Source organism: Leucobacter sp. USHLN154, assembly GCF_037145595.1.
In the GTDB taxonomy this organism is placed as follows: domain Bacteria; phylum Actinomycetota; class Actinomycetes; order Actinomycetales; family Microbacteriaceae; genus Leucobacter; species Leucobacter alluvii.
On the sequence record NZ_JBBCXF010000006.1, the window covers coordinates 158,653 to 185,019 of the forward strand.

Here is a 26,367-nt window from a genome sequence, read left to right on the forward strand (position 1 = left end):
CGCGATGGGGAGCGCGTGAAGCTGCCGGAGCCGCGCGGTGCGCGCGACGGGGCTAGAAGCGCCAGACGGCGGCGGTGAAGCCCTCCGGCGGCGCCGGGGTCCAGTCCTGCTCCTCGGTGACCAGGCCGGAGCCGCCGGGGCTGTTCGACTGGATGATCGTGAAGGTGCCGTCGTCGTTGACCTCGGTGATGAGCACCGTGTGGACGCCGGTCACCCACGACGTGGGGGAAGCGGTGTACTCGTACTGGATGATGTCGCCGGCTTCGGCATCGGCGAGCGACACGCGAGTCGCGCCCGTGTAGTTCGCCACGGGATCGCCGCTTCCGTTCCAGGCGCCGTTGCCTGCCTTGACCCAGCGCTGCGCAGACATGATGCACTCGCCCGGAGCGTTCCACCCGGTGGGGCGGCTGGTGCCGATCTCGCTCTTCGCGAGCTCGATCGCCGCTTCGACGTCGTAACCGTGCGGAACCGTCGCGATCTCTTCTTCGACCTGCAGTACCGACTCGATGGAAGCGCCGGCGAGGGCGTCTTCAGTGGTGTCGAGCTGCTGGGCGACGGTGGTGACGGGCTGTACGGCTGCGGCCGGTGAGGAGAAATCCTCGAGCGGCACATCGGCCGCCGCTGGTGCTGCGCCGACGGCAAAGGTCACTGAGGAAACCAGGCCGACTACGAACACCTTGGCAGAAACATTCACGCGATAAACTCCGGACTTTCCAACAAAAAGCGCCGGGCGGTGGCCCGTGCGCCTCACCTAGTATGCGTTACCGTTCCGTTACTTTCAAGTTCAGTAGTCAGGTCTCGTACATCTTCAGGTTTCTTTCGGGCGACGAACAGGCGTCTGTGAGGTCTCCGACGCGGTCGGCGGCGCCCCCGGTTCGGCGTGCTGACGAGAACCCGCTAGACTGGTGCGCGCTGGCTTCGGCCAGTGAGGAGGATTCGCCTAGCGGCCTATGGCGCACGCCTGGAACGCGTGTTGGGTTCACGCCCTCGGGGGTTCAAATCCCCCATCCTCCGCCATCAGGGCCCGTCGCATTGCGGCGGGCCCTGTCGCGTCTGCCGGCCTGGTGGGGGAGAGCCGCGCCGAGCTCACTCTGAGCTGGCGAGCAGCTGCTCTCGCACGCTTCGGCGCAGCACCTTGCCGATGAGCGAGCGGGGGAGGTCTTCGACCTGGAAGAAGCGTCTCGGCACCTTGTACGGGGTGAGGCGCGTGCGGCAGAAGTCCCGCAGGGCCGCCGGTTCCAGCTCCGCACCGTCTCGGAGCACCACGGCGGCGGCGACCTCCTCGCCGCCATCGGGCCTCGGCAGCCCCACGACGGCAGCCGCGACCACGTCCGGGTGCGCCGCGATGGCGCTCTCCACCTCGCTCGGCGAGACGTTGAATCCCCCCGTGATGATGATCTCTTTGAGTCGATCGACGATCGTCACGAACCCGTCGTCAGAAACTTCGGCGATGTCACCCGTTCTGAGCCACCCGTCGGGCAGCAGGGCCTCCGCAGTCTCGATCGGGCGACCCCAGTATCCCTGGAAGACCTGGGGGCCGCGGATGAGCAGTTCTCCGGCTTCGCCCAAGGGAAGGTCGGTCAGGGGATCCTCCGGGTCGACGACGCGGATCTCGGTGCTGGGAAACGGCACGCCGACCGTTCCAGGACGCCGGGTCTTGCCGATCGGATTGCCGAGTGCGACCGGCGAGCTCTCCGTCATCCCGTAGCCCTCGACGAGCAGGCCGCCCGTCGCGTCTTCCCATCGCTCGACCGTCGCGACTGGCAGGCTCATGGCGCCGGAGATGGCGAAGCGCACGCTGGAGAGATCGATGGTTCCGCGAGACGCCCCACGCGCGAGCTGATCGTAGATCGGAGGAACCGCTGGCAGGAACGTGGGAGCGCTCTTGCGCGCCGCCTTCGTCACGAGGTCGACGCTGAAGGTCGGGAACAGGACGAGTTTGGCCCCGATGCTCATCGCGAAGGTCAGGCACAGCGTCATCCCGTAGGCGTGGAAGAGCGGCAGCACTCCGTAGAACGTCTCAGATCCTGCGACGAGCCCCGGCACCCACGCCCGGCCCTGCATCGCGTTGGCCATGAGGTTCGCGTGCGTGAGAATCGCACCCTTCGGGGTTCCGGTGGTGCCGCTGGTGTACTGCAGGAGCGCCGTATCCCGCAGCGCAGGACCCGGGACGCGCTTGGAGAGCCGTCGGTGGTCGAGCAGCGATTTCCACGAGATGAGATCCTTCGCCCGCGGCGCGGCCGTCAGTTTCGCCCGCGATGCGCGCGCCGCCGGAATCGGCAGCCGCAGGAGGAGACGCTGCGCGCGGGGCATGGCGGCGGTCAGGTCAACGCTCACGATGCGTTCGAGCTTGAGATCCGACGGGAACCCGGCGACGGTGTCCACGACCTTGTCCCAGACGATGGCGAACCGGGCGCCGTGATCCTCGAACTGGTGCCGCAGCTCGCGCGCCGTGTACAGCGGATTGTGCTCCACGACGATGGCGCCGAGCCGGAGCACGGCGTAGAACGCGACGACATGCTGCGGACAGTTCGGGAGCACGAGCGCTACGCGATCCCCCTTGGTCACGCCGATGCGCCGCAGCCCCTCAGCCGCGCGTTCGACCTGTTCCCCCAATTGCCGGTAGGTCGTCGGAGCACCGAAGAACTCGAGTGCGACATGGGAGGGAAACGCTCGCACACTCGCCGAGAGCATCTCGGGCAGCGATTGCGCCGGTTCATCGATCTCTGCGGGCACACCCTCCGCATACGAGGTGAGCCAGGGGCGAGAAGCGTACGGGGAGGCGACCATGGTTCTATCCTGCCGTCTCGCCGGTCGCCCCGGCAGAATATTCCGCGTCGAACTCGGAGGAGCGGTGCGGAGCAGATCGCGCCACTATAGGGCAGCCGACGCCAGTTCGCGACCCCGATGACGACGCGCGCCGGCCGTCATTCACTGGAGAGGAACGTCCGCATCTTCGAGCCGACACGGGAAGAGCACCTGATGAACACGGATCACACCTCACGCACCGCGAGCGCGCATCGGCGCCCGCAGACCGACGCCAGGAAGGCCGCACCGGACCCGGAGGATTCGCGGAAGCCCGATGGGCCGACGGATCTGCAGAAGCGGTCATGGGTGTACGTTCTGCGCAAAACTCTCCGCGAATTCGGAGCGGACCAGTGCACCGACATCGCGGCGAGCCTCACGTACTACGCCGTACTCGCGCTCTTCCCCGCGCTCATCGCCATCTTCTCGCTGCTGGGCGTCTTCGGGCAGGGCCCTGCCGCGACGGATGCGATTCTGGGCATCGTCGACGAAGTCGCTCCCGGGGGGACGGCAGATGTGGTGCGCGGGCCCATCGAGCAGTTCGCCACTTCGCCAGCTGCCGGTTTCGCCCTGGTGAGCGGCCTCGTCGTCGCCATCTGGTCGGCTTCCGGCTACGTGACGGCTTTCAGCCGTGCGATGAACCGGATCTACGAAATCGAAGAGGGACGACCGTTCTGGAAGCTCAAGCCGGCCCAGCTGCTCGTCACGATCATCTCGCTCGTGCTCATCGTGATCGCAGCGGTCATGCTCGTGGTCTCGGGGCCGGTCGCCGACGCGGTCGGCTCGGCGCTCGGCATCGGCGAGACTGCGACGATGGTGTGGTCGATCGCGAAGTGGCCCGTGCTCGCCGTGGTGTTCGCGCTGATCCTGGCGATCCTCTACTACGCCACTCCGAACGCCAAGCAGCCCAGGTTCCGCTGGATGAGCATGGGAGCCTTCCTCGCGCTCATTCTCCTCGCGATCGCGACTGCCGCGTTCGGCTTCTACGTCGCGAACTTCTCCAACTACGATAAGACCTACGGTTCGCTCGCGGGTGTCATCATCTTCCTCCTGTGGCTCTGGATCGCGAACAACGCCATTCTCTTCGGAGCCGAGTTCGACGCCGAACTGGAGCGCGGCCGTGAACTGCAGGCCGGCATGCCCGCGGAAGAACGCATCCAACTCCCTCCGCGGGATACCCGCAAGAGCGACAAGGCCGCGAAGAAGGAGCAGAAGGACATCGACGAAGGGCGGGAGATCCGCGAGCGCAACGAGAGCTGACGGGCACCGCGGGCGGAGGGCCGGTCACGGCAGCGCATAGCGCACGCACTGGCACGGCGCCAAGCCCTGTTCGTGCACCTCTCGCTCGGCCAAGCTGAGAAGACTTGAGATAGGAGAGCCATGTCCGCCACCGTCGACACATCATCCGCACTGCTCGCATTTCACGCGCGGGGGCCGCTGAGCGAATCGCTGCTCCGCAGCCTCGCCGGGGCGGAGGAGACCGCAGGTGCTCCGGAGGCGGCGCGGCGCGCGGTCGAGGAGAGTGCGGACATCACGCACGATGATGACATTCAGCTCGCGCTCTTCCTGCTCTACGCCTGCCACTACGGGTCCATCGACGGCATCTCCGCCGACTGCGAGTGGGACACCGCGCTCATCGAGGCGCGAGCGGTGCTGGAGGCGGCATTCGAATCGGAGCTGCGCGCGCGCATCTCGCTTCCCGAGATTCCGACCCCGCAGGCGCGAGCCGTCGCGAAGGCTCTCTTCGATCTGACGTCGGCAGACGCCGGGCCCAGCCTGTCGCGGTACTTCGCCAAACGGGCGACGCAGGAGCAGGCCGAAGAGTTCCTGATGCAGAAGTCGATCTACACGCTCCGCGAAGCCGATCCGCATTCCTGGGCGATTCCGCGCCTGCGCGGGGGAGCGAAGGCGGCGCTCGTCGAGATTCAGGCGGACGAGTACGGGAGCGGCCGGCCGGACCGAGTCCACGCCACGATCTATGCGAAGACGATGCGCGAGGCGGGGCTCGACGACGCCTACGGGCGATACGTCGACGTCGTTCCCGCCATCACCTTCGCCTCGCACAACATGATGTCGATGTTCGGGCTCAACCGCAGGCTGGTCGGGGCGATCGTCGGGCATCTCGCCGCGTTCGAAATGACCTCCGCCATCCCGAATCGGCTGTACGGCGACGGATTCCGGCGCCTCGGATACGGCGAGGAAGTGACTGATTACTTCGACGAGCACGTCGAAGCCGACGCGGTGCACGAGCAGATCGCCGGGCGCGACATGGCCGGCGCGCTCGCCGAGGACCGCCCCGAGCTCCTGCCGGACATCATGTTCGGAGCGGTGGCGTGTCTCACCGTCGACGGTTGGATGGGAGAGCACATGCTCACCGCTTGGACTGAGGGGCGTTCGTCGCTCCGAGAGGCGACGGCCGCATGACTCCCGAGGAACCGTCGATCACTCCCTACCCCGACGGTCCGCTGATCGTGCGCGGGGCGATCAACCTTCGGACGTCGGACGGAGCGCCGATTCCGCAGAAGCGACGAACCATCGCGCTCTGCAGGTGCGGCCTCTCGACGATCAAACCGTTCTGCGATGGGACCCACCGGCTCTCCGGATTCCGCACGGACGACTAATGGCGGCATGATGGGCGACCGGGAAGCGGCTGAGTACATCATCCCGCTGCGCTGGCGCGCGGATGACGAGCTCGCCGAGATGACGTCGTACCTGCGACAACTCGCCGCATGGATCGATGTCACCGTCGTCGACGGGTCGGACGAGGAGCGGTTCTCGGCGCATGCTGACGCCTGGCGGGGTATCGTGCGGCACCTTCCGGTGACCGGCTCCGGCGCGGGCAACGGCAAGGTGCTCGGGGTGCTCGCGGGAGTCGCAGCCGCGCGCCACGAGCGCGTCATTCTCGCGGACGACGATGTGCGGTACGACCGCCCCGCGCTGATCGCCGTGATCCGCGCCCTGGGCGCCGCCGATCTCGTCAAACCGCAGAACTACTTCACCCCGGCCCCCTGGCACGCGAGGTGGGATACGGGCCGCAGCCTGGTCAATCGCGCGCTGGGTGAAGACTACCCGGGCACGTACGGGCTGCGACGGTCCACGTTCACCGCCATGGGCGGGTACGATCCCGAAGTGCTGTTCGAGAACTTGGAACTCGAACGCACCGTCCGCGCGCACGGGGGGCGGGTCGCGCACCGACCCGGGATCTACGTCGCGCGGCGCCCGCCCTCGGCGCGCCACTTCCGGTCCCAGCGCGTGCGCCAGGCGTACGACAGCTGGGCTCAGCCGGCGCGTCTGCTCGCCGAAGCAGCGATCCTCCCGGTCGTGCTCTGGTGCCTGCGCAAGCGCGCACGTGCCATCGCCTTGCTCGGTGCGCTGCTGCTCGTCGCAGAGCGCGGTCGGCGGCGCAGCAACGGTCGCAGGGTCTTCCCGCGGAGCGCGCCATGGTGGGCTCCGCTGTGGATGATCGAACGGGGCGTCACGATCTGGATCGCCCTCGCACTGCGCCTGCGCGGAGGTGTGCGTTACGGAGACGCGCGGCTCAGCCGTGCTGCTCACTCGCAGGCTCAGCTGCGCCGCCGAGCCGAGACAGGCGATCGATCGCGGTACGCAGAGTCCGCTCGTCCTTGACGAAGGTGAAGCGCACCCACGACGAGAGCGCAGAAGCCGTCTCCGACCCTGCGCGGCAGAACGCGGAGATCGGCACGCACGCCACGCCGATCGCACCGGGCAGCATGCGCGCGAACGCCGCACCATCGGGTGCGGCATCGCTCAGGAACGGTGTCGCGTCGGCGCACACGAAGTACGTGCCGCCTGGGACCACGAGATCGAACCCGGCCGCGCGCAGGCCCGAGACGAGCAGGTCACGGCGATCCGCCAACGAGTCGCGCAGCTCGAGAATGTCGTCGTCGCCTGCGGCAAGGGCTCGTGCGATCGCGGGCTGGAACGGAGCTCCGCCCGAGTAGGTGAGAAACTGCTTCACCGCGGTCATCGCCTCGATGAGCGGCGCGGGGCCGACGGCCCATCCGATCTTCCAACCGGTGAGCGAGAACGTCTTGCCGGAGGACGAGATCGTGATGGTTCGGTCGGCCATGCCGGGAAGCGCCGCGAGCGCATGATGCCGGGCTCCGTCGAACGTGAGGTGCTCGTAGACCTCATCGGTCAGCACGAGTGCGTCGACGCGTTGCGCGACGTCGGAGATGAGGCCGAGCTCGTCGGCGCTCAGCACGGTGCCGGTGGGATTGTGCGGAGTGTTGATCACGATCACGCGAGTGCGGTCGCCCACGGCGTCGGCGAGGGCGGCGCGGTCCACTCGGAACGCTCCGTCGATGTGCCGGAGGGGCACCGTCACATGCGTCGCACCCGACATGGCGATGAGTGCGGCATAGGCGTCGTAGAAGGGCTCGAGCGTCACGACCTCATCACCGGGACCGGTGAATGCGAGCAGCGCCGCAGCCAGGGCTTCCGTCGCGCCAGCCGTCACCAGCACCTCGGTCGACGGGTCGACGGCGATGCCGGTGTGGCGGAGGCGATGCTGCGCGATCGATTCGCGCAGGGCTGGGATCCCGCGCCCGGGCGGGTACTGATTCTCTCCCTGCAGGATCGCCTCCGCCGCGAGCCGACGGATCCATTCCGGGCCGTCGGCGTCTGGAAACCCCTGTCCGAGATTCGCGGAATCCGTCGCCAGCGCCAGTGCGGTCATCTCCGCGAAGATGGTCGGCCGGGTCGAGCCGTCGTCGGCCGCCAGGCCCGCCGCTGCCGCCACGGACCGCCATCGCTCAGTCATTCCGACAGTCTAAGCGAGCACTCACCTGACTCGCGGCGGGCTGCCAGCGTCACGACCTAGGCTCGCCCCATGCCCGCACCCGACGCACACCGAGCCGCGCCCGACGGGCGCTCGCGTCGTCGCTGGGATCGCATCGTGCGTGGCTCGTCGCGCGTTCGCGCCGTCATCAAACGGCGTCGGTGGCTCGACACGCTCTACCGCGTCGCCCTGACCGCGGTGGGTGCGCTCATCGTCGGCATCGGGCTGATCCTGGTGCCGCTGCCCGGGCCGGGCTGGCTCATCGTCTTCTTCGGACTCGCCATACTCGGCACCGAGTTCCACTGGGCGCGCCGGCTGCTCGTATGGGCGCGCATGGCCCTCGCTCGCTTCGCCGAGCGCTGGCGAGCATGGCGCTCGCGCCGCGCTGCTCTCGGCACCTGAGCCGCTGACCGCTCGGGAGCGGCGCGATCACGGCTCCAGCTCGGCGCGGAAATGACAACGGCGCCCCGGCTTCGCAGAAGCTGACCGGGGCGCCGTCGACGGAGGAACGCCGCGCTACTTGATGAGCGGAACGTTGAAGATGAATCCGGGCTGCTCGCCGCGGCGGAAGCCCTCGCTCGCCTTCACAGCGGCGATGATGTGGAACACGAACAGCACGACCGAGCCGATGCCGAGCAGGAAGCCGAAGATCAGCCCCAGGTATGGGATGAGCCCGAGAATCCATGTGGCGAGGCCGACGCCGACGCGCAGCAGCGAGAAGTTCAGGTTGTCGCGCTGGTAAGCGTAGAGACGCTGATCGCCCTTGTCCTTGTCGACGAGGAAGAAGATCAGCGCGGGAATCCACGAGAAGAAGACCGACAGCCAGTAGTTGAGCACGACATTGCTGGCCGGATCGGCGACCGGCTGAGCGTAGCCGGCGGGCGGCTGCTGGTAGCCGCCCGGAGGCGGAGGCGTCTGGCCCGGCGTGCCGTACTGCGGCGGCTGCTGGGGCTGCTGCGGCTGCTGCGCGTTCGGCGCCTGGTACTGCGGCGACTGGTACTGCGGCGCTTGCGGCGGGACCGGAGGCGTAGCCGGCGCCTGGTACTGCGGCGACTGGAACTGCGGCGCCGTCGAAGGCGTCTCGGGAGCACTCGGGGGCGACTGGGGCGTCGCCGGAGGCGCGGGAGGAGCCGGTGGCGTGGTCGGTGCGGGATCGCCTGAAACGGGTGCGGCAGACTCTCGGCCGGGCTGATCCTCTGGGGGCAACGTAGTCATGTTCGGTCTCCTTCAAGACGTAGGATGCGTTTCCGAGGCTACCGCAGGTGGCTCACGACGCGGTAGCGCGTTGCAGCGCGCGACGGGGCGGCGCAGCACGGCAGCAGCGATCACGGGCCTGCGCTGCGCGGTGAACCCGTGCGGTGAACTCGTGCGGTGCGGCTCAGAAAGCGTCGGGGCTCGGTGCCGCCGTGTGGAGGATCGCGACGTCAGCGTGACGGTCGAAGCGGTATCCGGTGCCGCGCACCGTGCGCACGATGTCCTGGTACTGCGCCAGCTTCACCCGGAGACGGCGGATGTGCACGTCGATGGTGCGCTCACTGGGCACCTCTTCGTCGGTGCCCTCGCTCCACAGCGCGGAGATGAGCTCCTCCCGGCTGATCGTGCGCCCCTCGCGCAGCACGAGGTACTGCAGCAGTTCGAACTCCCGGAACGTGAGCGCGGCAGTGACGTTGTCGAGCAGGACGCGCTTCCGCGACAGATCGAGGATCACGCCGCTCGCAGCGTGATCCTGCTCTTCCGCTTCGTGCTGCTTCTGACGGGCGACAGCTGCGGGGTCGCCGAGCGCGAGGCGCACGACGTCGACGTCACGACCGCCCGTCTGCTCCGGGGCGAGGGCGACGGCTGCGTAGGTTTCGGCCGCCGGAGCGAGTTCGGCGACGAGCTGCTTGATGCGGGTGACGATGGCGCCGAGCTTCGGGTCGCCGTCGGCGATCTTGTCGTCGGCGAGGCCGACGTAGAGTGCGAAACCGCGCACCTCGGTGCCTTCGGGAACGCGGCGCTCTGAGGTCTGCTGCGGCGAGAGATCTGCGGCGAGGTCGGGGCGAGCGGCGCGGAGGGTCTGGGTGGTGGCGTTCATGATGATGTCCTTCGAGGCTGTCGAATGCGGTTCGGCGCACCGGTGCGCGGAACACGGAGGCCGGTGACCGGCCAGTGGTGCGGGCGAAGCGGGCGGCGCTTCCGAGGAGTCTCAGTGGAAGCGGCGACCCGAGATCGCGGCGACGGGAAGATGTCGCGGGGTGGACGTACTGCTAGAAGACGTTCACATCCACATTCGACAACGCATGACACTCTGCCCGGCCATCATCATGCCGGGATTCCCAAAGTTCACCTCGAAGGCGGACTGGGGACGAATGGTCTCATGCATAACCGCAAGTTAAGCAAAGCATTGCTCCGAGTGTCAAGCGGAAGCTGCGGATGCAGCAGAACTGAGCGGTCGCGCGGCCGGGTCAGTGGTCGGCGGTGCCGTACAGGCGGTCGCCGGCGTCGCCCAGGCCGGGGACGATGTACGCGTGCTCGTCCAAGCCGTCGTCGAGCGCTCCGAGCACCAGCGTCACTTCGCGGTCGCCCGCTGCCTGCTTGATCGCCTCGACGCCCTCAGGGGTGCCGAGCACGCAGATCGCCGTCACATCGTCGGCGCCGCGATCGAACAGGAACTTGATCGCTGCCGCCAGTGATCCTCCCGTCGCGAGCATCGGGTCGAGCACGAAGCACTGACGCCCGGCGAGCGAATCGGGCAGCCGCTCGGCGTACGTCGTGGGCTGCAGCGTCTCTTCGTCGCGTGCCATGCCGAGGAATCCGACTTCGGCGGTGGGGACGAGCTTCACCATGCCCTCGAGCATTCCGAGCCCGGCGCGCAGAATCGGGACGATGAGCGGGAGCGGCTCGCTGAGCTTCACGCCCGTCGTGGGCGCGACCGGCGTCTCGATCGCGTGCGGTTCGACGCGCACCTCGCGCGTGGCCTCATAGGCGAGGAGCGTCATCAGCTCCTCGATGAGGAGCCGGAACGTCGGCTGGGAGGTCTTCGTGTCACGCAACACGGTGAGCTTGTGGGTGATGAGGGGATGATCCGCAACGAAGACTCGCATGGACCTATTCTATTGGCGTGACCCCCATCCCCCCATCGCGCGCCGAGTTCGAGTCGATGGGACTCGCGCTCCACCAGGCGCGCGAGGCATTCGATGCGGGCGAGATTCCGGTCGGAGCGCTCGTGCTCGATGCCGACGGGGTCGTCATCGGTGCGGGCGGGAACGCCCGCGAGTCGGTGCCGGATCCGACGGGCCATGCCGAGGTGCTCGCCATTCGCGAGGCGGCAGCTGCGCGTGGAAGTCGCATGCTCGACGGCTGCACGCTCGTCGTGACGCTGGAGCCCTGCGTCATGTGCGCCGGCACGATCCTCGCTGCGCGCATCGAGCGCGTCGTGATCGGAGCCTGGGACGAGAAGGCCGGTGCTGTCGGCAGTGTCTACGATCTGCTGCGCGACGGGCGACTGCCGCACGCGGTGCCTGAGGTGGTGGGAGGGGTGCGCGCCGACGAGTGCGCCGCGCTGCTCCGCGCCTTCTTCGAGCGCCGCCGCTAGCGGCGCGCGGGCGCCGCGCCGCGCACACCTTCTGCGAGCGGGGGGGCAGGTGGGGGGGGTGGGGCGGCCCCCCCCCCCCCCCCCCGGCGGCGCCGGGGGGGCGGCGGGGGGCCCCCCCCCCCCCCCCCCCCCCCCCCCCCCCCCCCCCCCCCGCTCCCGCGGCAGTGGGCGGGGTGCCGCGCCGGGGCGCCCCGCATCTCACGGCCAGCGGGGTCACTTTGGGAGGGTGTCGGCGCGGTCGCGCGGCGCAACACTCTCCCAAAGTGACCCGCGTGGCGGTGGCGGAGGCGGAGGCTCAGTAGGAGGCGGAGGCGCCGAGCCGCCCCGGGCCCCGTCAGACGCTGGGCGCGACCGTGACCGGTTCGGCGGCGAACGACACGACGACGCGGTCTCCTGCGCGGAACGACTCGTCCGCCGCGTGCTGCGACGCCAGTTCGGTGCCGTCGTCGAACTGCACGACGGTACGGCGAATGGGCCCGAGGAACCCACTCGACAGCACGACCCCGCTCAGCGGCGTGGCGAAGGATCCCGGAGTCTCTGCCGCGAGCCGCACGTGCTCGGGGCGCACATACGCCACCACTCGGGCGCCGGCCACGCCGGTCGTACCGGTTCCCGCCGGAGCGATCGTCGGGAGTCGGGCGCCGCGGATGTTGACGAGCTCCCGTTCCTGCGTCGCCTCGAGCTGGTTGGAGAGCCCGACGAAGTCGGCGACGAAGGGCGACGCCGGCCGGCGGTAGAGGTCTTCGGGGGTGCCGAGCTGCGCGATCCTGCCGCCCTCCATCACCGCGACCCGGTCGGAGATGGCGAGCGCCTCCTCCTGATCGTGCGTGACAAATACGGTCGTGATGCCGAGGTCCGTCTGGATCATGCGGATCTGCTCGCGGAGCCGCACCCGCACCTTGGCGTCGAGCGCCGAGAGCGGCTCATCGAGCAGGAGTGCCCGTGGGCGAGTGACGAGCGCGCGCGCCAGGGCGACGCGCTGCTGCTGCCCGCCGGAGAGCTCGTGCGGGAAGCGCTCCGCGAGGTGGGTCAGCCCGACGATCTCGAGCATCTCGCCGATGCGTGCGACGCGCTCGGCCTTCGGCACTTTGCGCATGCCGAGCCCGAACTCGACGTTGCGCGCCACGGTCAGGTGGGGGAAGAGCGAGTACTGCTGGAAGACCATGCCGATGTCGCGTCGGTTCACTGGCACGCCGGTCACGTCGTCGTCGCCGATGCGCACGTGCCCGGACGTCACGTCTTCGAGGCCCGCGATGCAGCGCAGCGCCGTCGTCTTCCCGCAGCCCGACGGGCCGAGCAGGCAGACGAGTTCGCCGGGTTCGAGCGCCAGGTCGATGCCGTGCAGCACGGTGGTCGCCCCGTACGCCTTGGTCACCTGTTCTAGGCGCACGGCGGCGCCCGATCGGGTCTGGGTCATCGTGCCGTTCATGAGGAGGACTCCTGGGAAGTGTTCGAGCGGGAACCGCGTCGCGTGCGACGGCGCGGAGCGCCCCCGGTGCTGCTGACGAGGAGAAGAACGAGGAAGGCGCCGACCAGCGAGAGCAACGATACCGCGACGGCCACGAACGGGTCCGACTTCGAGATCTGCAGCAGCGCCGTTTGGAGCGTGACGCGGTTGAGCAGTGAAGACACGGTGAACTCGCCGAGCACGATCGCGATGGTGAGGAGCGATGCCCCGAGCAGCCCGCGCCGCACTCCGGGCGTGACGATCCGCACGAGAACGGTGCCCCATCCGGCACCCAGCGACCGGGCGGCCTCGGCGCGGGTGCGGGCGTCCATGCCCTGCAGGTCCGAGTTGATCGCTCGGTAGGCGAAGGGGAGGACGAGCACGCCGTAGGCGAGCGAGAGGGTCCATGCTCCGGAGCCGACGACGGAGCCGAGTGCGCGGTAGATCGGCGCGAACCCGACGACGAGCACGATGGCGGGGATCGCGATGGGCAGCACGGTGAGGAGGTCGAGCGCTCGTTCGAGTCGGGGAAACCTCAGGTGCACGAGCACGACGGTCGGGAAGAACACGCCGAGCACGATCACGAGAGTGAGGGCGGCGAGGAGGAAGGAGTTGCCGAGGCCCTGGAACAGCGGCCGGTACGCGCGGACGTTATCGGGGTCGAAGAGCGCGAGCCAGTGGTCGGGGCCGTACCCGCCGGTGGTCTGCCGCAGCGTGAACTCGAGCATTGCGAAAAGCGGAATGAGGAAGACGAGTCCGATGACGCCGACGACGGCGTAGGCGACGCCTCGTGACGGGCGACCGGGCATGCGCGTGCTCATCGCTGCCACCGCCCCGCACGGGCCATGAGTCTGCCGTAGGCGAGCATCACGACGGTCATCACGACGATCATGCCGAGCGCGAGTACGCCGGCAGTCGCTGAGTTCGATCCGCCGGTCTCACCGATCAGTGCCGCGCGGATCTGCAACGGGACGATCTGCGCGCCCTGGCTGATGAGTGCGGCCGCCGTGGCATACGACGAGAACGCGTTCGCGAAGAGCAGGAGCAGCGAGCCGAGGAACGCGGGGGCGAGTACGGGCAGGCCGATCCGCCACCAGTAGCTGAAGCTGTTGCCGCCGAGCGTCGCGACCGCTTCAGCCCAACCCGGCTGCAGGGCGACGACGGCTGGCAGGAAGGTGATGACCATCAGCGGCACCTGGAAGTAGAGGTAGGGCAGGATCAACCCGGGCAGTTCGTACAGCCAGACCCCTTCGGCGTAGATGTCGACGCCGAGGCGATCGCGGAGGGTGACCGTGACGAGCCCCTGGATGCCGATCGTCGCCACGAAGGCGAAGGCGAGCATGACGCCGCCGAACTGAGCCAGCACGGAGCTCGCAGCATCCATGACGCGTCGGAGCGGTCCGTTCTCCGGGAGCCCGGCGAGCGCCCAGCAGAGAATCGCTCCGATCAGGGCGCCGACCACGGCGGTGATGCAGCTGACGCCGACGCTCGCGCCGAAAGCGCTGAGTGTCGCCGGCGCGGTGAGCACCTGAAGGTTTGCGAGGGTGAATCCCTGATCATCGGTGAAGCCGCTGCCCACGGCGAGCATCGTGGGTACGGCGAGGAACAGCAGGATGTAGACGGTGAAGGGGGCGAGCCCGATCAGCGAGATGAGGCGTTTCACGTGGGCTCCGGGCGGTCGGCCGAACTGAGATGACGATGGTGCAGACGCACGCGTGCGGTGGGGGCTGATCGCGCCCCCACCGCACGGATCGGGGACTACTTGATGGCGTCGGCCCAGCGCTCCCCGAGGAGCGTGTTGGCGGCGGCCGTGTCGTCTTCGGTCGGGGTGATCCAGTCGTCGCTGCTCGTGCCGAACGTGGCGGCCTCGAGGAGCGACTCGTCGACGGAACCGGCCTGCTGCAGCGCGTCGGCCCGCACCGGAACCGCATTCGCCTCGAGGTACAGGCTCTGCACCTCGTCGGAGAAGATCCACTCCTGCCACAGCCGGGCGGCAGCGGGGTTGGGGGCGTCCTTGTTGATGGCCTCGTTGTAGAAGGAGACGTACGCTGGCCCTTCGAGCACGGTGGTCTTCCAGCTGGGCTTGTCAGCGGCGGCCGCGATGTTGTTGAACGACCAGTCGAAGACCAGCGGCGTCTCGCCCGAGGCGATGGTCGCCGGCGTCGGGTCGACGGTCAGCAGGTTGCCCGCGTCCCGCAGCTCGGAGACGAAGTCGATGCCGGGGCCGAAGTCGTCGACGCCTCCGCCGTTCAGCGCGGAGATCGAGCCGACGGCGGCGAACGCCGCACCGGCCTGCGTCGGGTCGCCGTTGAGCACGACGGATCCCTGGTACTCCGCATCCAGCAGATCGTCGAGCGCCTTCGGCTCGGCGAGCGCGTCGGCGTCGTAGCCGATCGACATGATCCCCGAGTAGTTGTTCACCCAGAGGCCGGTCGACTCCTTGTTGCCTGCGGGAATGTCGTCCCAGGTCTCCACCTGATAGGGCGCGAACTTGTCGAGGTTGTCGAGCGCCACCGCGGTGCCGAGGTCGAAGACGTCGGGCGCCGTGTCCTGCCCCTGCAGGTTCTCCGCGGCCTGGATCTCCTCGGCGCTCGATGCATCGGGCGACGCCGAGTTGACGGTGATGCCGTATTTGTCTTCGAAGCCGGTGATGATCTTGCCGTAGTTGGCCCAGGTCTCTGGCAGCGCGATGACGTTGAGCTCGCCCTCCTCCTGCGCCGCGGCCACGAGTGCATCCATGCCGCCGAAGTCTTCGGCGCTGGTGGCGGTGGCTGCGTCGGTCGATGAGCTCGATCCGCCTTCGGCGTTGCTCGCCGTGGAGCAGGCGGCGAGCGAGCCGCCGATGAGGAGGGTGGTGATCACGGCGGCGGAGCGCACAATAGCGCGAGAGGTCACGGGTGTTCCTTCCAACAGATGGGGTTCGGATCGCCGGGAGGCGCGTGCGGACTCGCCCGTGAGGGGCGGCCGATCCGAGACCCCACGCTAGAAGTGCGCGGTGGCCGGGACGGAGCTACGCGGTGGCTGCTGGGTGAACGGTGCGTGCACCCGATGCAGCAGGAGCGCGGATCGGGCGGTCAGTCGCTCGACAGCATGACGATCGAGCTCGTCGACAGTGTGGCGGCATCGGGGTCGAGGTAGACGTCGGGTTCGATGTAGATGACGCGTGCGGCGGGGACGGCCTCGCGCACGCGTCGCTCGGCGAGATTGATGATGACCGAGACTTCGTTCATGGTCTTCGTCGGGGCGATGTCGACCTTCGCGCCGACCATGAACTCGTCGGGGCCGAGATAGAGGGTCTTCATGTGGATGATGCGAATGATGTCCTGCGACTTGAGGAGCGCCGCCTCGATCTTGGCGACGTCGTCGTCGTTCGCGCCCTCGCCGACCAGCAGGCTCTTGACCTCGATGCCGAGCACGATGGCGACGGCCACGAGCAGCACGCCGATCGCGACGGTTGCGATGCCGTCGAAGAGCCCGTTGCCGGTGAGTACCGTGAGGCCGACGCCGATGAACGCGAACACCAGACCGAGCAGTGCGGCGAGGTCTTCGAGCAGCACGACGGGCAGCTCCGGCGCCTTGGATCGGCGGATGAACTGGAACCAGCTCGAAGTCCCCTTGTGCGGCCGGCTCTCCCGCACCGCGGTGCGCAGCGAGAAGCTCTCGAGCACGATGGCGATGAGGAGCACGGCGAGCGGGAGCCACCACACCTCGAGCGCGTGGGGGTGCTGAATCTTCGACACGCCCTCGTAGACGGAGAAGACGCCGCCGATCGAGAAGAGCACGATCGCGACGACGAAGGCGTAGACGTATCTGACGCGACCGTAGCCGAACGGGTGCTCCTTATCGGCCTTCTGCTGCGCTCGCTTGCCGCCGACGAGCAGCAGTACCTGGTTTCCCGAGTCGGCGAGCGAGTGCACGCCCTCTGCGAGCATCGAGGAGGAGCCCGAGAACGCCCACGCGATGAACTTCGTCACCGCGATTCCCAAGTTGGCGAGTAACGCCGCGATGATCGCCTTGCTGCCGCCTGACGCGCTCATTCCAGATGCCTCCCATGATGGACCTCGAGTGTCCGAATTGCTGGCCCAAGTCTATGCCGGACCCCGCGTCGGGACGGTATGGAAACGGACAAGGTCAACGTCTCATTCTGTCGGAGGTGCTCCATACACTGGGGGCATGGACGAATCGACAGCTCCCCGTACCACTGCCCGCCTGCCTCGCACCGCGATGATCGGTGTCGGTTCGATGGGAGGCGCGATTCTCGAGGGCCTGCGCGCACCCGACGTCGACATCGAGCGCCCGATCGTCGTGACGACGAAATCCGAGGCGAGCGCGCGGGCCTTCGCCGACGCGAGTGACGTGACGGCGACGTCGTCGGAGCGGGATCCGGACGCCAACCGGCGCGCCGTGCGCGGCGCCGAGCTCGTCGTGCTCGGCGTCAAGCCGTGGATGATGCGCGACGTCGTGCGCGAGATCGCCGCCGACCTGGAACCGGGCGCGGTCGTGGTGAGCGTGGCCGCCGGCGTGCCGAGTTCCGCGATCGAGGCCGAGCTGCCCGAGGGGGTGCCCGTGGTGCGGGCGATGCCGAACACGCCATCGACCGTCGGCCTCGGGGCAACGGGCATCGCAGGCGGCGCCTCGGCCACCTCGGAGCACGTCGCGCTCGTGCAGCGCATGTTCGCCACAGTAGGGGAAGCGCTGGTCGTGCGCGAGGATCAGATCAACGCCGTCGCTGCGGTGTCGGGATCCGGCCCGGCCTATCTGTTCCTCTACGCGGAGGAGATGACGGCGGCAGCGGAACGCGCGGGATTCGACGAGGATCAGGCTCGCGCACTCGTCAAGCAGACGATCGTGGGCGCAGCCCAGCTGTGGGCGCAGAGCGACGAACGCCCCGAGACGCTCCGGCGGAAGGTCACCAGCCCGAAGGGCACGACCGAGCAGGCCGTGCTCGAACTCCAGCGCGGTGGCTGGGCCGACCTCTTCGACCGTGCGCTCGCCGCCAACATCCGTCGCTCAGAGGAGATCGAGCGGGGGGAGTGAGCCGGGCTATCCGATCGCGGCGAAACGCTCCACGTCTGCGGCGGTGCCGCTCACGATGATCAGGTCGTGACGCGAGACGATCGTGTCCTGCGTCGCGTGGGTGAAGGGCTGCCCCGGCGTCTTCACGCCGACGACGGTGACGCGATAGCGCGTGCGCACGCCGCTGTCGCTGAGGGAGCGATTGCGGATGGACCGCGGCGGGTACATCTTCGCGATGACGTAGTTGTCGTCGAACTGGATGAAGTCGAGCATGCTGCCGCTCAACAAGTGCGCGACCCGCTCGCCGGCCTCGCGCTCGGGGTAGATGACGTGGTGCACGCCGATGCGCTCCAGGATCTTGCCGTGCGACAGCGAGATCGCCTTCGCCCAGATCTGCGGGACGCCGAGGTCGACGAGGTTCGCCGCGATCAGCACGCTCGACTCGATCGAAGCGCCCGTGGCGACGACCGCGATCTGGAACTCGTCCGCGCCGATCTGCCTGAGCGCCTCCATGGAGCGGGCGTCGGCCTGCACCGCGTGCGTGACGCGGTCGGCCCACTTCTGCACGAGGCCGGGGTCGGTGTCGACGACCAGCACTTCGCGATCCTGACGATCGAGCTGCCCGGCGGTGGCAGCGCCGAAGCGCCCGAGACCGATGACGATCACCGGGGCATCACTGCGAATATCAACCAACGATCGGCCTTTCTTCGGGGAGGCGGAACATGCGTGAGCGGCTCGTCGCTGCGACAGCCGCCGCCAGCGTAACGGTTCCCACGCGGCCTGCCCACATGGTAGCGGCAAGAATGTACTTGCCCGGGTCATCGATCTCACTGGAGAGGCCCGTCGAGAGGCCGCAGGTGCCGAACGCCGAGATCACCTCGAACAGCACGATGTCGAGCGGTTCTCGAGTGAGATGCATGATCGCGACGGAGGCCGCGAGCACGATGGTCGCGCCCCAGATGAGCACGGAGACGGCCACGCGCAGCACTTCGTTGGGGATGCGCCGATCGAAGGCCTGCATGTCCTTGTACCCGCGCGCTTCGGCATAGGCCGCGAGGAACAGTACGGCGATCGTCGTGACCTTGATGCCGCCGGCCGTGGAGGCAGATCCGCCTCCGACGAACATCAGCATGTCCATCACCAGCAGCGTCGACCCGTTCATGTCGGACGGGTCCATGACTCCGAGCCCGCCTGAGCGCGTCATCACCGACATGTAGACCGAGCTGAAGAGCGTGTCGCCGAGCCCCTGGGAGCCCAGGGTGCGGGTGTTGTTGAATTCGAGCCCCGCGATCGCGATCCACCCGAAGACGACGAACAGGAGCGTCGTCGTCAGCGTGAGCTTCGCATGCAGCCCGAGCCGCTTGTGCGCCCGCCAGCCCCCGCCCACCACGTAGCGGTAGAGGGCGAAGATGACGGGGAAGCCGATGCTGCCGAGAAAGACGCCGACGGCGAGCACGCTGAGGAGATAGGTATCGGTCGCGAACGGTTCGAGACCGCCTGGAAGCGGCACGAACCCCGTGTTCGTGAAAGCGGATGCGGCGAGGTAGAACCCGTTCCACAGCGCGTGCCAGAAGGTGTACCCCTCTGCGATGAGGCGCGGGGTGATGAACGCGGTGAGCGCGAGCTCGATCACGACGAGACTCGTCGCGACCGCGGCCAGGAGGCCGCCGATCTCGCCGAGGCCGACGGCCTGGCTCTCGGACACGTCCCGCCCCATGCGCATCGGGTTCGTGTCTCCGGCGGCCAGCAGGCGCGAGCGCAGCCCCAACCGACGAGTGACGGTGAGGCCTAGGATGCTCGCCAGCGTGAGGACGCCGATGCCGCCGATCTGCAGGCCGCCGAGGATGAGCAGCTCGCCGAAGAGCGACCAGTGCGTCGCCATATCCACGGTGGAGAGCCCGGTGACGCAGATGGCCGATACCGCGGTGAAGAGGGCGTCGGCGAGCGGGGTGACCTCGCGCGTGCTGCTCGCGATCGGAAGCGAGAGGAGCGCCGTCCAGACCAGGATCAAGCCGGTGAACACCAGAAGCGCCACACGTGCAGGCGACGAATGGATCAGGCTTCCGATCCACGACTTCAGCGAGAGCGCTCCGGTGAACCGGGCGCTCGCAGCGCGTGTCCTCACGACTCCTGCTTTCGGGGCGATGGTGAGAGTCGAAGCATGACGCGGCCTCGACTCGATGCTGTCATGGTACACATCCCGGAGTCCTCATGAGCGCGACACGTGCGCATGGCGCTCGCGGGCCGGGACAGATCCGGGCTCCTCCCACTACTCTGGTGCCTATGCCAGATATCTTCGGAGTCATCGCCGACGCGACCCGGCGCGACATTCTGCAGGCGCTGCTCGAGAAGCATGTGCAGCAGGCCGAGATGAGCGTGTCTGAAATCGTGGGCAGGCTCGAGATCAGTCAGCCCACCGTGTCGAAGCATCTCAAAGTGCTGCGCGAGGCCGAACTCGTGGTCGTGCGCGAAGAAGGGCAGCACCGGTTCTACTCGCTCGACCCCGAGCCGCTCGAGATGGTGGAGGACTTCGTGATCCCCTTCCTCTCGGCCGGGTTCGAGACGGAAGTGACGGTGGAGTACCTGTCGGAGAGCGGTGAGCGCGTGCACGGGCCAGGCGAGCACGATGAGTTCGACGAGGTGCTGCCCGAAGAGGCGACCGCAGCAGCAGAGCGGATCGGCCGGGCTGCGGCGCGTGCAGAGCACCGGGTGAAAGAACTTGTCGCGCGATTCAAACTGCGCGGCTGAGCGGCTCGAGGCGGCCGCTCGCACCGCTCGGTTCGCATCTGCGGCCGACGCCAGGTAAGATCTATGTTTTATGGGCCCCGACTCCCAGCGGCCCGAGAGACGTTGTGAGGTTAATGTGGGTTCAGTAATCAAGAAGCGTCGTAAGCGCATGTCAAAGAAGAAGCACCGCAAGCTGCTTCGCAAGACGCGTCACCAGCGTCGCAACAAGAAGTAGTCGACGCCGTCAGAAGACGGCGGATCGATGAAAGGCGCCGCCCATCCCGGGTCGGCGCCTTTCTCGTGCCCGGAATGTCAGACCGTTCTGGGTGCGCGTAGACTCGACGCATCATGTCTGCCGTACGCCTGACCCTCATCGGCAAGCCGGGCTGTCACCTGTGCGACGACGCTCGATTGGTCGTCGAGGAGGTGCGCGAGCGGCTCGATGCAGCCGGCGTCGCGACGACGCTCGACGAGCACGACATCACTCGTGACGCGGCCCTCGCCGAGCTGCACGCCGAGCACATCCCGGTGGTGCAGATCGACGGGCGACGTCACGCGATCTGGCGCGTCGATCCGGATCGCCTCGCCGCCGCCGTGACGAAGGCCGCCCGCAATCCGCTGCGTGCGCTGCGTCGCCGATAGCCCCGTATCCCCGACCGTACGTTCGCAACCCGAGGAGTCCCCATGGCACTGCGCCACATCGTCAGCTGGAAGTTCGCCGGAGAGACCCGGGAGGAGCGCGACGCGCACGCTGCTCGGGCCATCGCCGCCATCGAGCCGCTCCGAGATCTCGTGCCTTCGGTGCGCGCGCTCTCCGTGCATCGCAATGAGCTGTTCGACGGAGCGAACTACGACGTGACGCTCATCGCCGACTTCGACGATGAGGCGGGGCTCGCCGAGTACGCGTCGCACCCCGAGCACCTGCCGGTGATCGACCTGGTGAAGGGCATCGCCACAGCCAGGGCCGCCAGCGACTTCACGATCTGAGCGTCGGCCGGCACGTCCGCGTGCGTTCCGCCGACGCCCGGTCGTCGAGCCGACGCCCGGTCCTCGAGCCGACGCCGTGTCGGAGCGCCGAGACCCGGTCGGAGTACCGAGGCTCTATCCTGCGTACGAGATCTCGGGAGGGGCCGGGTGCGTGGGCAGGGAGTCGGCATCGGCCGGGTACGAGTCTCCCTCGTACGCGACGTAGCCGCGCTGAATCTCGATCTGGTCGGCCAGGTACTTCGCGTCGTGCCAGACGCCCCAGATGAAGCTCGACCCGCGGCGCGACTGCCACGGTATGCCGAGGAAGTAGACGCCGGGCTCGACGGACACCCCGCGCTGCTGCACCGGTCGACCGCGTTCGTCGAACGCATCGACCTCGAGCCAGGAGTAGTCGACGGTGAAGCCGGTCGCCCACACGATCGAGGTGATCCCCGCAGCGGCGAGGTCGAGTTCGAGAATGGGATTCGCGACGCACTCCGGAGTGGGCCCGAACGCACGCGCCTCAGGCTCCTCCGGCAGATCGAGTCCGTTGCGCTCGATGTACGCGTCCGCCTCGTCGAGCAGCGACAGGTAGTTGTCGTCGCCGCGCGCGATGTTCGCGGCGAGATCGGTGCCGAAGCGCAGCACGCCGTCTGAGAAGGCGTTCGCGCGGCCGACGAGCGTGATTCCCGAATCGGCGAGCTCGCGGAAGTCGATCGTGCGGCCACCGTTCGCTCCGCTCACCGCGATCGTCACGTGCTCGGCGCCCTGCGGCGGTGCCGAGGCCTCCCACTTGCCGAGCACGCCCAGCCACCAGACGAAGTTGCGGCCGCGGTAGCGCTGAGGCGGGCGGTCGTGGGGGCCAACGGCAAGTGCGACGTCGCGGCCGGATCGCCGCAGTTCGTCGGCGATCTGCACTCCGGAGGAACCGGCGCCGACGACGAGCACACCGCCGTCCGGCAGCTGCTCCGGGTTGCGGTATCCGCTCGAATGGATCTGATGCACGCCCGCATCGCTCGGCACGAGCGGCGGGATGGACGGATTCTGGAATGCGCCGGTCGCCGCGACGACGTAGCGCGCCCGGATCGGACCGGCCGATGTCTCGGCGATGAAGCCGGGCGCCCCTGAGGCTTTGCGGACGTTCGTCACGTTCACGCCGGTGCGGATCGGCAGCTCGAAGCGCTCCGCGTACTCCTCGAAGTACGCGGCTACGCGCTCCTTCGGTGCGAACGCGTCGGGATCGACGCCGGTGAACTCCAGGCCGGGGAAACGGTCGTGCCAGGCGGGGCCGTTGGCGACGAGCGAGTCCCAGCGCTCTGAGCGCCAGCGTTCGGCGATGCGACGCCGTTCGAGCACGATGTGCGCGATGCCCCGCTGGGACAGGTGTTCACTCATGGCTACTCCGGCCTGGCCGGCGCCGACGACGAGGACTTCGGTGGCCTCGATTTGCTGGCTCGTCATACGTTACTTCTCCACTCGCATCGCTTCGCTGCTGACGCGTTTCGGGTGCAACGCCCCGAGACGCTCCGGGCGAGATCCTTGCCCGGGTGCCTCTCAGATAACCTCACGAGATGAGCATCTGGCCAATACACGTTCGCGGTACACTCGATCACCGCAGTAGATCGATCCCAGGGAGAGCATCGGATTTGGGGATGCCCCGGTTGCGGGGCGAGGGAGGCTCAGTTCGGGGAGAACAGGGCTCCGATCGCCTCCTCGACGGCGCGCGCGCGGCTCGATCGCCGCACCTGCGCGAGCGACGACACCTCCATCGTGAGCCCCGCGGCGTCGTCCGATATCTCGACGGCGGCGATCTCGGCCCCGGCGTACGTCTGCGCGGTACGCGGGCGCTGGTTGAGAATGGAGAAGCCGAGGCCCATGGCCACCATCGAGCGAACGGTCTCGTAGCTCGTGCTCCGGTATCTGAGGTTCGGGGAGATGCCAGCATCGGTGAGAATCCGGACGAAGTAGTCGCTGCTGCTCGGCAGATCGAGCAGCACGAACGGCTCGTCGGCGAGTTCCGCGAGTGCGATCCGTTCCCGCTGCGCGAGCGGGTGGGAGCGTGCGAGGATCACGTGCGGCCGGAACTCCGCGACGAGGGTGTTCTCGATGCCGTCCCCGCTCGGGAGGTCGTAGGTGACGGCGAGCTCGGCCCTCCCGTCGCGGAGCGCCGCCAGGCACTCCGAGTGATCGCCCTCCAAGACGGTGACGTCGAGCCCCGGGTGCGTCTCGCGCACCGAGCTGAGCAGGCGCGGAAGCACGAACGGCGCGAGCGTCTTGAAGCAGGCGATGGTGATGGAGCCGTGCACCTCGCGCTGGTCGGAGCGGATCGAATCGATCGTGTCGTTGAGGGTGCCGAACAGGTGGTGCGCGTCGCGCAGCAGCGTCTCGCCGGCCGTCGTGAGGATGAGCCCCTTCGAGTGCTGACGGATGAACAGCGAGGCGCCGAGGGAGCGCTCGAGCTGCGTGATCGCCGTCGAGACCGCCGATTGCGCGACATGCAGCTCGGCACTGGCCGCCGTCATGTTGAGGGTCTTGGCGCACTCGGCGAAATAGACGAGTTGCGTGAGGGTGATCGGGAACCGCTGCACCATGTCGGGCCTCCTTGCTCGAACGAACGAAGCGTTCTCGCCGCCACAGTCGATCTGATGAATAGATATGGTGAGTAACTTTTAGCTATTTTACAGATACCGGATTCGCTCGAAGAATGGGGGAAAGCCGGGCGTGAGAGCGCCACTCGACGAGGAGGATCCTGTGACGGAAACGACGCACGTGCGCCTGCGCAAGTTCAACACCAAAGAGACGTACCCCGAGCAGAATCTCGACAACGATCTCTGCCAGGCCGTCGTCGCGGGCGGGGTGGTCTACCTGCGCGGGCAGATCGGTCAGGATCTCGACACCCGGGAATCGGTCGGCATCGGCGATGTCGTCGCGCAGACCGAGCAGGCGATGTCGAACATCAAGATGCTGCTCGACGAAGCGGGGAGCCGCCTCGAAGACATTGTGAAGGTCACCATCTACATCATCGATCCGCGATACCGCGAAGACGTGTACCGCACCGTCGGCAGGTGGCTGACAGGCGTCTACCCCGTCTCGACGGGCATCGTCGTGCAAGCGCTCGCCCGCCCGGAGTGGCTCGTCGAGATCGACGCGACCGCCGTGCTCAGCGAGCGGTGAGCGCATGACCTTCTCACTGCTGCTGCGCGATCCCGAGTCGGGAGAATTCGGATCGGCCATCTCGTCGTCGTCCCCCGCCGTGGCGGCCCGGTGCGTGAACCTCGCCGACGGCATCGGCGGTGCGCACTCGCAGAACGTCACCGACCCGCGGCTCGGGCACCGGATCATCGAGCAGCTCCGCGCGGGGGCGACGGCCGCTGAGGCGCTCTCGGCGGTCGTCTCCTCCACCGACCAGACCTCGATCGCATACCGCCAGCTGCTCGTGCTCGACGCCGACGGCAGAACCGCCGTCCACTCGGGGGAGCGGGCGCTCGGAATCTTCGGGGCGACGGAGCGCGAGAACGCCGTCGCGGGCGGCAACATGCTGGCGAACCTCGACGTGCTTGATGCGCTGGTCGAGACGGCGCTGACATCGCACGGCTCGATCGAAGAGCGGCTGCTCGCAGCGCTCCAGGCGGCGATCGCCGCAGGCGGCGAGGCCGGTCCCGTGCACTCCGCCGGGATCTCCGTCGTCGCGAATGCAGGTTGGCGGGTCACGGATCTCCGGGTGGACTGGTCCGACGACCCGATCGCCGAGCTCGGGCGCGCACTCGACGAGTGGTTGCCGCAGCGCGACGCGTACGTGAACCGCGGGCTCGACCCGGCAGCCGCACCGTCGTACGGGGTGCCCGGCGATGAGTGACGCACTGAAGCAGCGGATCGTCGCGCAGCGGGAGCGCATCGACGACGATCTCGTCGCACTCTCGAATCGTCTGCACGGCGACCCCGAACTCGGATGGCAGGAGCACCGCTCGTCGGCAGCGGTCGCCGCGGTGCTCGCGTCTCACGGATTCGCGGTCGAGCAGCCGTATCTCGGCCTGGAGACCGCGTTCCGAGCGACGCTCGGCGATCCGGAGTCCGCCGGGTTCACCGTGGGCTTCCTCGCCGAGTACGATGCGCTTCCGGGGCTCGGGCACGCCTGCGGGCACAATCTGATCGCCGCGATGTCGGCGGGTGGCGCGATCGCGCTGGCAGCGGTCGCCGATGAGCTCGGGATCGCCGTCGAGGTGATCGGCACGCCGGCCGAGGAGGGCGGGGGTGGCAAGATCGAGCTGCTGGAGCGCGGGGCGTTCACCGAGCTCGACCTCGCGCTCATGGCGCACCCGGCACCCGTCGATGTCGCCGAGGCGCGTCCGTTCGCCGTCGCGCACTGGCACGTGCAGTTCGACGGCGTCGCGGCGCACGCCGCCGCGTATCCCGAGCGCGGGGTGAACGCGAACGACGCGTTCATCATCGCCCAGACCGCGATCGCACTCCTGCGTCAGCAACTCCCCTCCGGCGTGCGCGTGCACGGGGTGCAGACGCGCGGAGGCGAAGCGCCGAACGCGATTCCCGAACGCACGGAGGGGCGCTGGTACGTGCGCGCCGAGACGATGGAACAGCTGCTCGCACTCGAATCGCGGGTGCTGCGGTGCTTCGAGGCGGGCGCGCTCGCCTCCGGCGCGAAGCTGACCGTCACCCCGGAGAGCAAGCGATACGCCGAGATGCGCACCGATGCGGAGGCGCTCGCCGTCTACCGAGCCAATGCCGTCGCACTCGGCCGCGACTTCGACGTCCCGCCCGAGGCGGCCACGATGAATCGCGCCTCCACGGACATGGGCAATGTCTCAGCCGTCGTCGACGCCATCCACCCCTACATCGGAGTCGGCGGGGCGGCGTCCAACCACCAGCCGGCCTTCGCCGACGCGTGCGTCGGGCCGATCGCCGAGCAGACCCTCCGCGACGGCGCCACCGCGCTGGCGTGGACGGCCCTCGACGTCGCCCGTACGCGCGGGCATTCCGCGTAGGCCGCAGCCCGACCGGCGCCCCCGCAGGCGC

At 68.4% G+C, this 26,367-nt stretch carries 29 protein-coding genes and 1 tRNA gene; 15 read left to right on the plus strand and 15 right to left on the minus strand.

Annotated features, from left to right (window positions below; genetic code table 11):
• Window positions 1-52: 52 nt before the first annotated feature.
• Complete coding sequence (locus WFH23_RS12180) at window positions 53-649, minus strand: CHAP domain-containing protein (RefSeq protein WP_336662708.1); 597 nt, start codon at window positions 647-649, stop codon at window positions 53-55.
• A gap of 280 nt (window positions 650-929) precedes the next feature.
• On the opposite strand from WFH23_RS12180, the gene WFH23_RS12185 reads away from it, so the two are divergent.
• A tRNA-Ser gene (locus WFH23_RS12185) sits at window positions 930-1,017 on the plus strand.
• Between the two features lie 69 nt (window positions 1,018-1,086).
• On the opposite strand, the gene WFH23_RS12190 is transcribed toward WFH23_RS12185, so the two are convergent.
• Window positions 1,087-2,790 (minus strand): long-chain-fatty-acid--CoA ligase, encoded by a 1,704-nt coding sequence (locus WFH23_RS12190; RefSeq protein WP_336662710.1) that lies wholly within the window; start codon window positions 2,788-2,790, stop codon window positions 1,087-1,089.
• 192 nt (window positions 2,791-2,982) lie between these two features.
• Between WFH23_RS12190 and WFH23_RS12195 the strand changes: the two genes are divergently transcribed.
• The 4 genes from WFH23_RS12195 to WFH23_RS12210 all read left to right on the plus strand — a co-directional run bounded on the left by WFH23_RS12195 (window position 2,983) and on the right by WFH23_RS12210 (window position 6,432).
• On the plus strand, window positions 2,983-4,065 hold the full coding sequence (locus WFH23_RS12195) for a YihY/virulence factor BrkB family protein (protein ID WP_336662712.1): 1,083 nt from the start codon (window positions 2,983-2,985) through the stop codon (window positions 4,063-4,065).
• Between the two features lie 120 nt (window positions 4,066-4,185).
• A complete protein-coding gene (locus WFH23_RS12200; RefSeq protein WP_336662714.1) occupies window positions 4,186-5,229 on the plus strand; it encodes an iron-containing redox enzyme family protein in 1,044 nt (347 codons plus the stop codon).
• Complete coding sequence (locus WFH23_RS12205; RefSeq protein WP_090146401.1) at window positions 5,226-5,426, plus strand: CDGSH iron-sulfur domain-containing protein; 201 nt, start codon at window positions 5,226-5,228, stop codon at window positions 5,424-5,426. The genes WFH23_RS12200 and WFH23_RS12205 overlap by 4 nt, the downstream gene beginning before the upstream one ends.
• A gap of 7 nt (window positions 5,427-5,433) precedes the next feature.
• On the plus strand, window positions 5,434-6,432 hold the full coding sequence (locus tag WFH23_RS12210) for a glycosyltransferase (RefSeq protein ID WP_336662715.1): 999 nt from the start codon (window positions 5,434-5,436) through the stop codon (window positions 6,430-6,432).
• Here the strand turns inward: WFH23_RS12210 and WFH23_RS12215 are convergent.
• Window positions 6,344-7,588 (minus strand): aminotransferase class I/II-fold pyridoxal phosphate-dependent enzyme, encoded by a 1,245-nt coding sequence (locus WFH23_RS12215; RefSeq protein ID WP_336662716.1) that lies wholly within the window; start codon window positions 7,586-7,588, stop codon window positions 6,344-6,346. The two genes, WFH23_RS12210 and WFH23_RS12215, sit on opposite strands and share 89 nt — an antisense overlap.
• A gap of 69 nt (window positions 7,589-7,657) precedes the next feature.
• Here WFH23_RS12215 and WFH23_RS12220 point away from each other — a divergent pair, with 69 nt between their 5' ends.
• Complete coding sequence (locus tag WFH23_RS12220) at window positions 7,658-8,008, plus strand: TIGR02611 family protein (protein ID WP_336662718.1); 351 nt, start codon at window positions 7,658-7,660, stop codon at window positions 8,006-8,008.
• Window positions 8,009-8,122: 114 nt separating this feature from the next.
• Here WFH23_RS12220 and WFH23_RS12225 read toward each other — a convergent pair whose 3' ends face one another.
• The 3 genes from WFH23_RS12225 to upp form a co-directional block, all read right to left on the minus strand.
• Window positions 8,123-8,821, minus strand: a complete 699-nt coding sequence (locus WFH23_RS12225) for a DUF4870 domain-containing protein (RefSeq protein ID WP_090146409.1) — start codon at window positions 8,819-8,821, stop codon at window positions 8,123-8,125.
• Window positions 8,822-8,984: 163 nt separating this feature from the next.
• The gene (locus WFH23_RS12230) at window positions 8,985-9,680 is read right to left on the minus strand and encodes a winged helix-turn-helix domain-containing protein (protein WP_090146412.1); all 696 of its coding nucleotides are present in this window, start codon (window positions 9,678-9,680) and stop codon (window positions 8,985-8,987) included.
• A 370-nt stretch (window positions 9,681-10,050) separates the two neighbouring features.
• Window positions 10,051-10,689, minus strand: a complete 639-nt coding sequence (gene upp, locus WFH23_RS12235; RefSeq protein ID WP_090146417.1) for a uracil phosphoribosyltransferase — start codon at window positions 10,687-10,689, stop codon at window positions 10,051-10,053.
• A gap of 56 nt (window positions 10,690-10,745) precedes the next feature.
• Between upp and WFH23_RS12240 the strand changes: the two genes are divergently transcribed.
• A complete protein-coding gene (locus WFH23_RS12240) occupies window positions 10,746-11,180 on the plus strand; it encodes a nucleoside deaminase (RefSeq protein WP_200331087.1) in 435 nt (144 codons plus the stop codon).
• A 334-nt stretch (window positions 11,181-11,514) separates the two neighbouring features.
• Here the strand turns inward: WFH23_RS12240 and WFH23_RS12245 are convergent, their stop codons facing one another.
• The 5 genes from WFH23_RS12245 to WFH23_RS12265 all read right to left on the minus strand — a co-directional run bounded on the left by WFH23_RS12245 (window position 11,515) and on the right by WFH23_RS12265 (window position 16,664).
• Window positions 11,515-12,609 carry an ABC transporter ATP-binding protein gene (locus WFH23_RS12245; protein ID WP_336662721.1) on the minus strand — a complete coding sequence of 365 codons (1,095 nt, stop codon included), beginning with the start codon at window positions 12,607-12,609 and terminating at the stop codon, window positions 11,515-11,517.
• A complete protein-coding gene (locus WFH23_RS12250; protein ID WP_336662723.1) occupies window positions 12,606-13,448 on the minus strand; it encodes an ABC transporter permease in 843 nt (280 codons plus the stop codon). The genes WFH23_RS12245 and WFH23_RS12250 overlap by 4 nt, the downstream gene beginning before the upstream one ends.
• Entirely contained in the window at window positions 13,445-14,290 is an 846-nt protein-coding gene (locus WFH23_RS12255) for an ABC transporter permease (protein WP_336662724.1), read from the minus strand. The genes WFH23_RS12250 and WFH23_RS12255 overlap by 4 nt, the downstream gene beginning before the upstream one ends.
• 95 nt (window positions 14,291-14,385) lie before the next feature.
• Window positions 14,386-15,522, minus strand: a complete 1,137-nt coding sequence (locus WFH23_RS12260; RefSeq protein WP_336662726.1) for an ABC transporter substrate-binding protein — start codon at window positions 15,520-15,522, stop codon at window positions 14,386-14,388.
• 179 nt (window positions 15,523-15,701) lie between these two features.
• Window positions 15,702-16,664 carry a cation diffusion facilitator family transporter gene (locus WFH23_RS12265; RefSeq protein WP_200330306.1) on the minus strand — a complete coding sequence of 321 codons (963 nt, stop codon included), beginning with the start codon at window positions 16,662-16,664 and terminating at the stop codon, window positions 15,702-15,704.
• Window positions 16,665-16,800: 136 nt separating this feature from the next.
• On the opposite strand from WFH23_RS12265, the gene proC reads away from it, so the two are divergent.
• Window positions 16,801-17,664 carry a pyrroline-5-carboxylate reductase gene (gene proC, locus WFH23_RS12270; protein WP_336662728.1) on the plus strand — a complete coding sequence of 288 codons (864 nt, stop codon included), beginning with the start codon at window positions 16,801-16,803 and terminating at the stop codon, window positions 17,662-17,664.
• Between the two features lie 6 nt (window positions 17,665-17,670).
• Here the strand turns inward: proC and WFH23_RS12275 are convergent, their stop codons facing one another.
• Window positions 17,671-18,336 (minus strand): potassium channel family protein, encoded by a 666-nt coding sequence (locus WFH23_RS12275; protein WP_176698264.1) that lies wholly within the window; start codon window positions 18,334-18,336, stop codon window positions 17,671-17,673.
• Window positions 18,329-19,702 (minus strand): TrkH family potassium uptake protein, encoded by a 1,374-nt coding sequence (locus WFH23_RS12280; protein WP_090147381.1) that lies wholly within the window; start codon window positions 19,700-19,702, stop codon window positions 18,329-18,331. Before WFH23_RS12280 ends, WFH23_RS12275 begins: the two co-directional genes overlap by 8 nt.
• 224 nt (window positions 19,703-19,926) lie before the next feature.
• Here WFH23_RS12280 and WFH23_RS12285 point away from each other — a divergent pair, with 224 nt between their 5' ends.
• From WFH23_RS12285 to WFH23_RS12300, 4 genes are all read left to right on the plus strand, one after another.
• Entirely contained in the window at window positions 19,927-20,391 is a 465-nt protein-coding gene (locus WFH23_RS12285) for an ArsR/SmtB family transcription factor (RefSeq protein ID WP_090146433.1), read from the plus strand.
• 115 nt (window positions 20,392-20,506) lie between these two features.
• The gene (locus WFH23_RS12290; protein WP_005504750.1) at window positions 20,507-20,605 is read left to right on the plus strand and encodes a 30S ribosomal protein bS22; all 99 of its coding nucleotides are present in this window, start codon (window positions 20,507-20,509) and stop codon (window positions 20,603-20,605) included.
• A gap of 113 nt (window positions 20,606-20,718) precedes the next feature.
• A complete protein-coding gene (locus tag WFH23_RS12295; RefSeq protein WP_211649976.1) occupies window positions 20,719-21,012 on the plus strand; it encodes a glutaredoxin family protein in 294 nt (97 codons plus the stop codon).
• Window positions 21,013-21,054: 42 nt separating this feature from the next.
• Window positions 21,055-21,357: a Dabb family protein gene (locus tag WFH23_RS12300; RefSeq protein WP_090146438.1), complete on the plus strand. Its 303-nt coding sequence runs from the start codon at window positions 21,055-21,057 to the stop codon at window positions 21,355-21,357.
• Between the two features lie 114 nt (window positions 21,358-21,471).
• On the opposite strand, the gene WFH23_RS12305 is transcribed toward WFH23_RS12300, so the two are convergent.
• A complete protein-coding gene (locus WFH23_RS12305; protein WP_336662730.1) occupies window positions 21,472-22,797 on the minus strand; it encodes a flavin-containing monooxygenase in 1,326 nt (441 codons plus the stop codon).
• 218 nt (window positions 22,798-23,015) lie between these two features.
• Window positions 23,016-23,927 carry a LysR family transcriptional regulator gene (locus tag WFH23_RS12310; RefSeq protein ID WP_200330298.1) on the minus strand — a complete coding sequence of 304 codons (912 nt, stop codon included), beginning with the start codon at window positions 23,925-23,927 and terminating at the stop codon, window positions 23,016-23,018.
• Window positions 23,928-24,087: 160 nt separating this feature from the next.
• Between WFH23_RS12310 and WFH23_RS12315 the strand changes: the two genes are divergently transcribed.
• The 3 genes from WFH23_RS12315 to WFH23_RS12325 are packed head-to-tail and all read left to right on the plus strand — an operon-like array spanning window position 24,088 to window position 26,336.
• Window positions 24,088-24,510 carry a Rid family hydrolase gene (locus tag WFH23_RS12315; protein WP_090146444.1) on the plus strand — a complete coding sequence of 141 codons (423 nt, stop codon included), beginning with the start codon at window positions 24,088-24,090 and terminating at the stop codon, window positions 24,508-24,510.
• 4 nt (window positions 24,511-24,514) lie between these two features.
• Window positions 24,515-25,192 (plus strand): DUF1028 domain-containing protein, encoded by a 678-nt coding sequence (locus WFH23_RS12320; protein WP_336662732.1) that lies wholly within the window; start codon window positions 24,515-24,517, stop codon window positions 25,190-25,192.
• Complete coding sequence (locus WFH23_RS12325) at window positions 25,185-26,336, plus strand: M20 family metallopeptidase (protein ID WP_336662733.1); 1,152 nt, start codon at window positions 25,185-25,187, stop codon at window positions 26,334-26,336. The genes WFH23_RS12320 and WFH23_RS12325 overlap by 8 nt, the downstream gene beginning before the upstream one ends.
• Window positions 26,337-26,367 lie beyond the last annotated feature (31 nt).

Excerpts from the sequence above, each read along its gene's own strand:
- WFH23_RS12190 (WP_336662710.1), bottom strand. The coding sequence starts at position 2,790 with ATGGTCGCCTCCCCGTACGCTTCTCGCCCCTGGCTCACCTCGTATGCG.
- WFH23_RS12195 (WP_336662712.1), top strand. The coding sequence starts at position 2,983 with ATGAACACGGATCACACCTCACGCACCGCGAGCGCGCATCGGCGCCCG.
- WFH23_RS12200 (WP_336662714.1), top strand. The coding sequence starts at position 4,186 with ATGTCCGCCACCGTCGACACATCATCCGCACTGCTCGCATTTCACGCG.
- WFH23_RS12205 (WP_090146401.1), top strand. The coding sequence starts at position 5,226 with ATGACTCCCGAGGAACCGTCGATCACTCCCTACCCCGACGGTCCGCTG.
- WFH23_RS12210 (WP_336662715.1), top strand. The coding sequence starts at position 5,434 with ATGATGGGCGACCGGGAAGCGGCTGAGTACATCATCCCGCTGCGCTGG.
- WFH23_RS12215 (WP_336662716.1), bottom strand. The coding sequence starts at position 7,588 with ATGACTGAGCGATGGCGGTCCGTGGCGGCAGCGGCGGGCCTGGCGGCC.
- WFH23_RS12220 (WP_336662718.1), top strand. The coding sequence starts at position 7,658 with ATGCCCGCACCCGACGCACACCGAGCCGCGCCCGACGGGCGCTCGCGT.
- WFH23_RS12225 (WP_090146409.1), bottom strand. The coding sequence starts at position 8,821 with ATGACTACGTTGCCCCCAGAGGATCAGCCCGGCCGAGAGTCTGCCGCA.
- WFH23_RS12230 (WP_090146412.1), bottom strand. The coding sequence starts at position 9,680 with ATGAACGCCACCACCCAGACCCTCCGCGCCGCTCGCCCCGACCTCGCC.
- upp (WP_090146417.1), bottom strand. The coding sequence starts at position 10,689 with ATGCGAGTCTTCGTTGCGGATCATCCCCTCATCACCCACAAGCTCACC.
- WFH23_RS12240 (WP_200331087.1), top strand. The coding sequence starts at position 10,746 with ATGGGACTCGCGCTCCACCAGGCGCGCGAGGCATTCGATGCGGGCGAG.
- WFH23_RS12245 (WP_336662721.1), bottom strand. The coding sequence starts at position 12,609 with ATGAACGGCACGATGACCCAGACCCGATCGGGCGCCGCCGTGCGCCTA.
- WFH23_RS12250 (WP_336662723.1), bottom strand. The coding sequence starts at position 13,448 with ATGAGCACGCGCATGCCCGGTCGCCCGTCACGAGGCGTCGCCTACGCC.
- WFH23_RS12265 (WP_200330306.1), bottom strand. The coding sequence starts at position 16,664 with ATGAGCGCGTCAGGCGGCAGCAAGGCGATCATCGCGGCGTTACTCGCC.
- proC (WP_336662728.1), top strand. The coding sequence starts at position 16,801 with ATGGACGAATCGACAGCTCCCCGTACCACTGCCCGCCTGCCTCGCACC.
- WFH23_RS12285 (WP_090146433.1), top strand. The coding sequence starts at position 19,927 with ATGCCAGATATCTTCGGAGTCATCGCCGACGCGACCCGGCGCGACATT.
- WFH23_RS12295 (WP_211649976.1), top strand. The coding sequence starts at position 20,719 with ATGTCTGCCGTACGCCTGACCCTCATCGGCAAGCCGGGCTGTCACCTG.
- WFH23_RS12300 (WP_090146438.1), top strand. The coding sequence starts at position 21,055 with ATGGCACTGCGCCACATCGTCAGCTGGAAGTTCGCCGGAGAGACCCGG.
- WFH23_RS12305 (WP_336662730.1), bottom strand. The coding sequence starts at position 22,797 with ATGACGAGCCAGCAAATCGAGGCCACCGAAGTCCTCGTCGTCGGCGCC.
- WFH23_RS12310 (WP_200330298.1), bottom strand. The coding sequence starts at position 23,927 with ATGGTGCAGCGGTTCCCGATCACCCTCACGCAACTCGTCTATTTCGCC.
- WFH23_RS12320 (WP_336662732.1), top strand. The coding sequence starts at position 24,515 with ATGACCTTCTCACTGCTGCTGCGCGATCCCGAGTCGGGAGAATTCGGA.
- WFH23_RS12325 (WP_336662733.1), top strand. The coding sequence starts at position 25,185 with ATGAGTGACGCACTGAAGCAGCGGATCGTCGCGCAGCGGGAGCGCATC.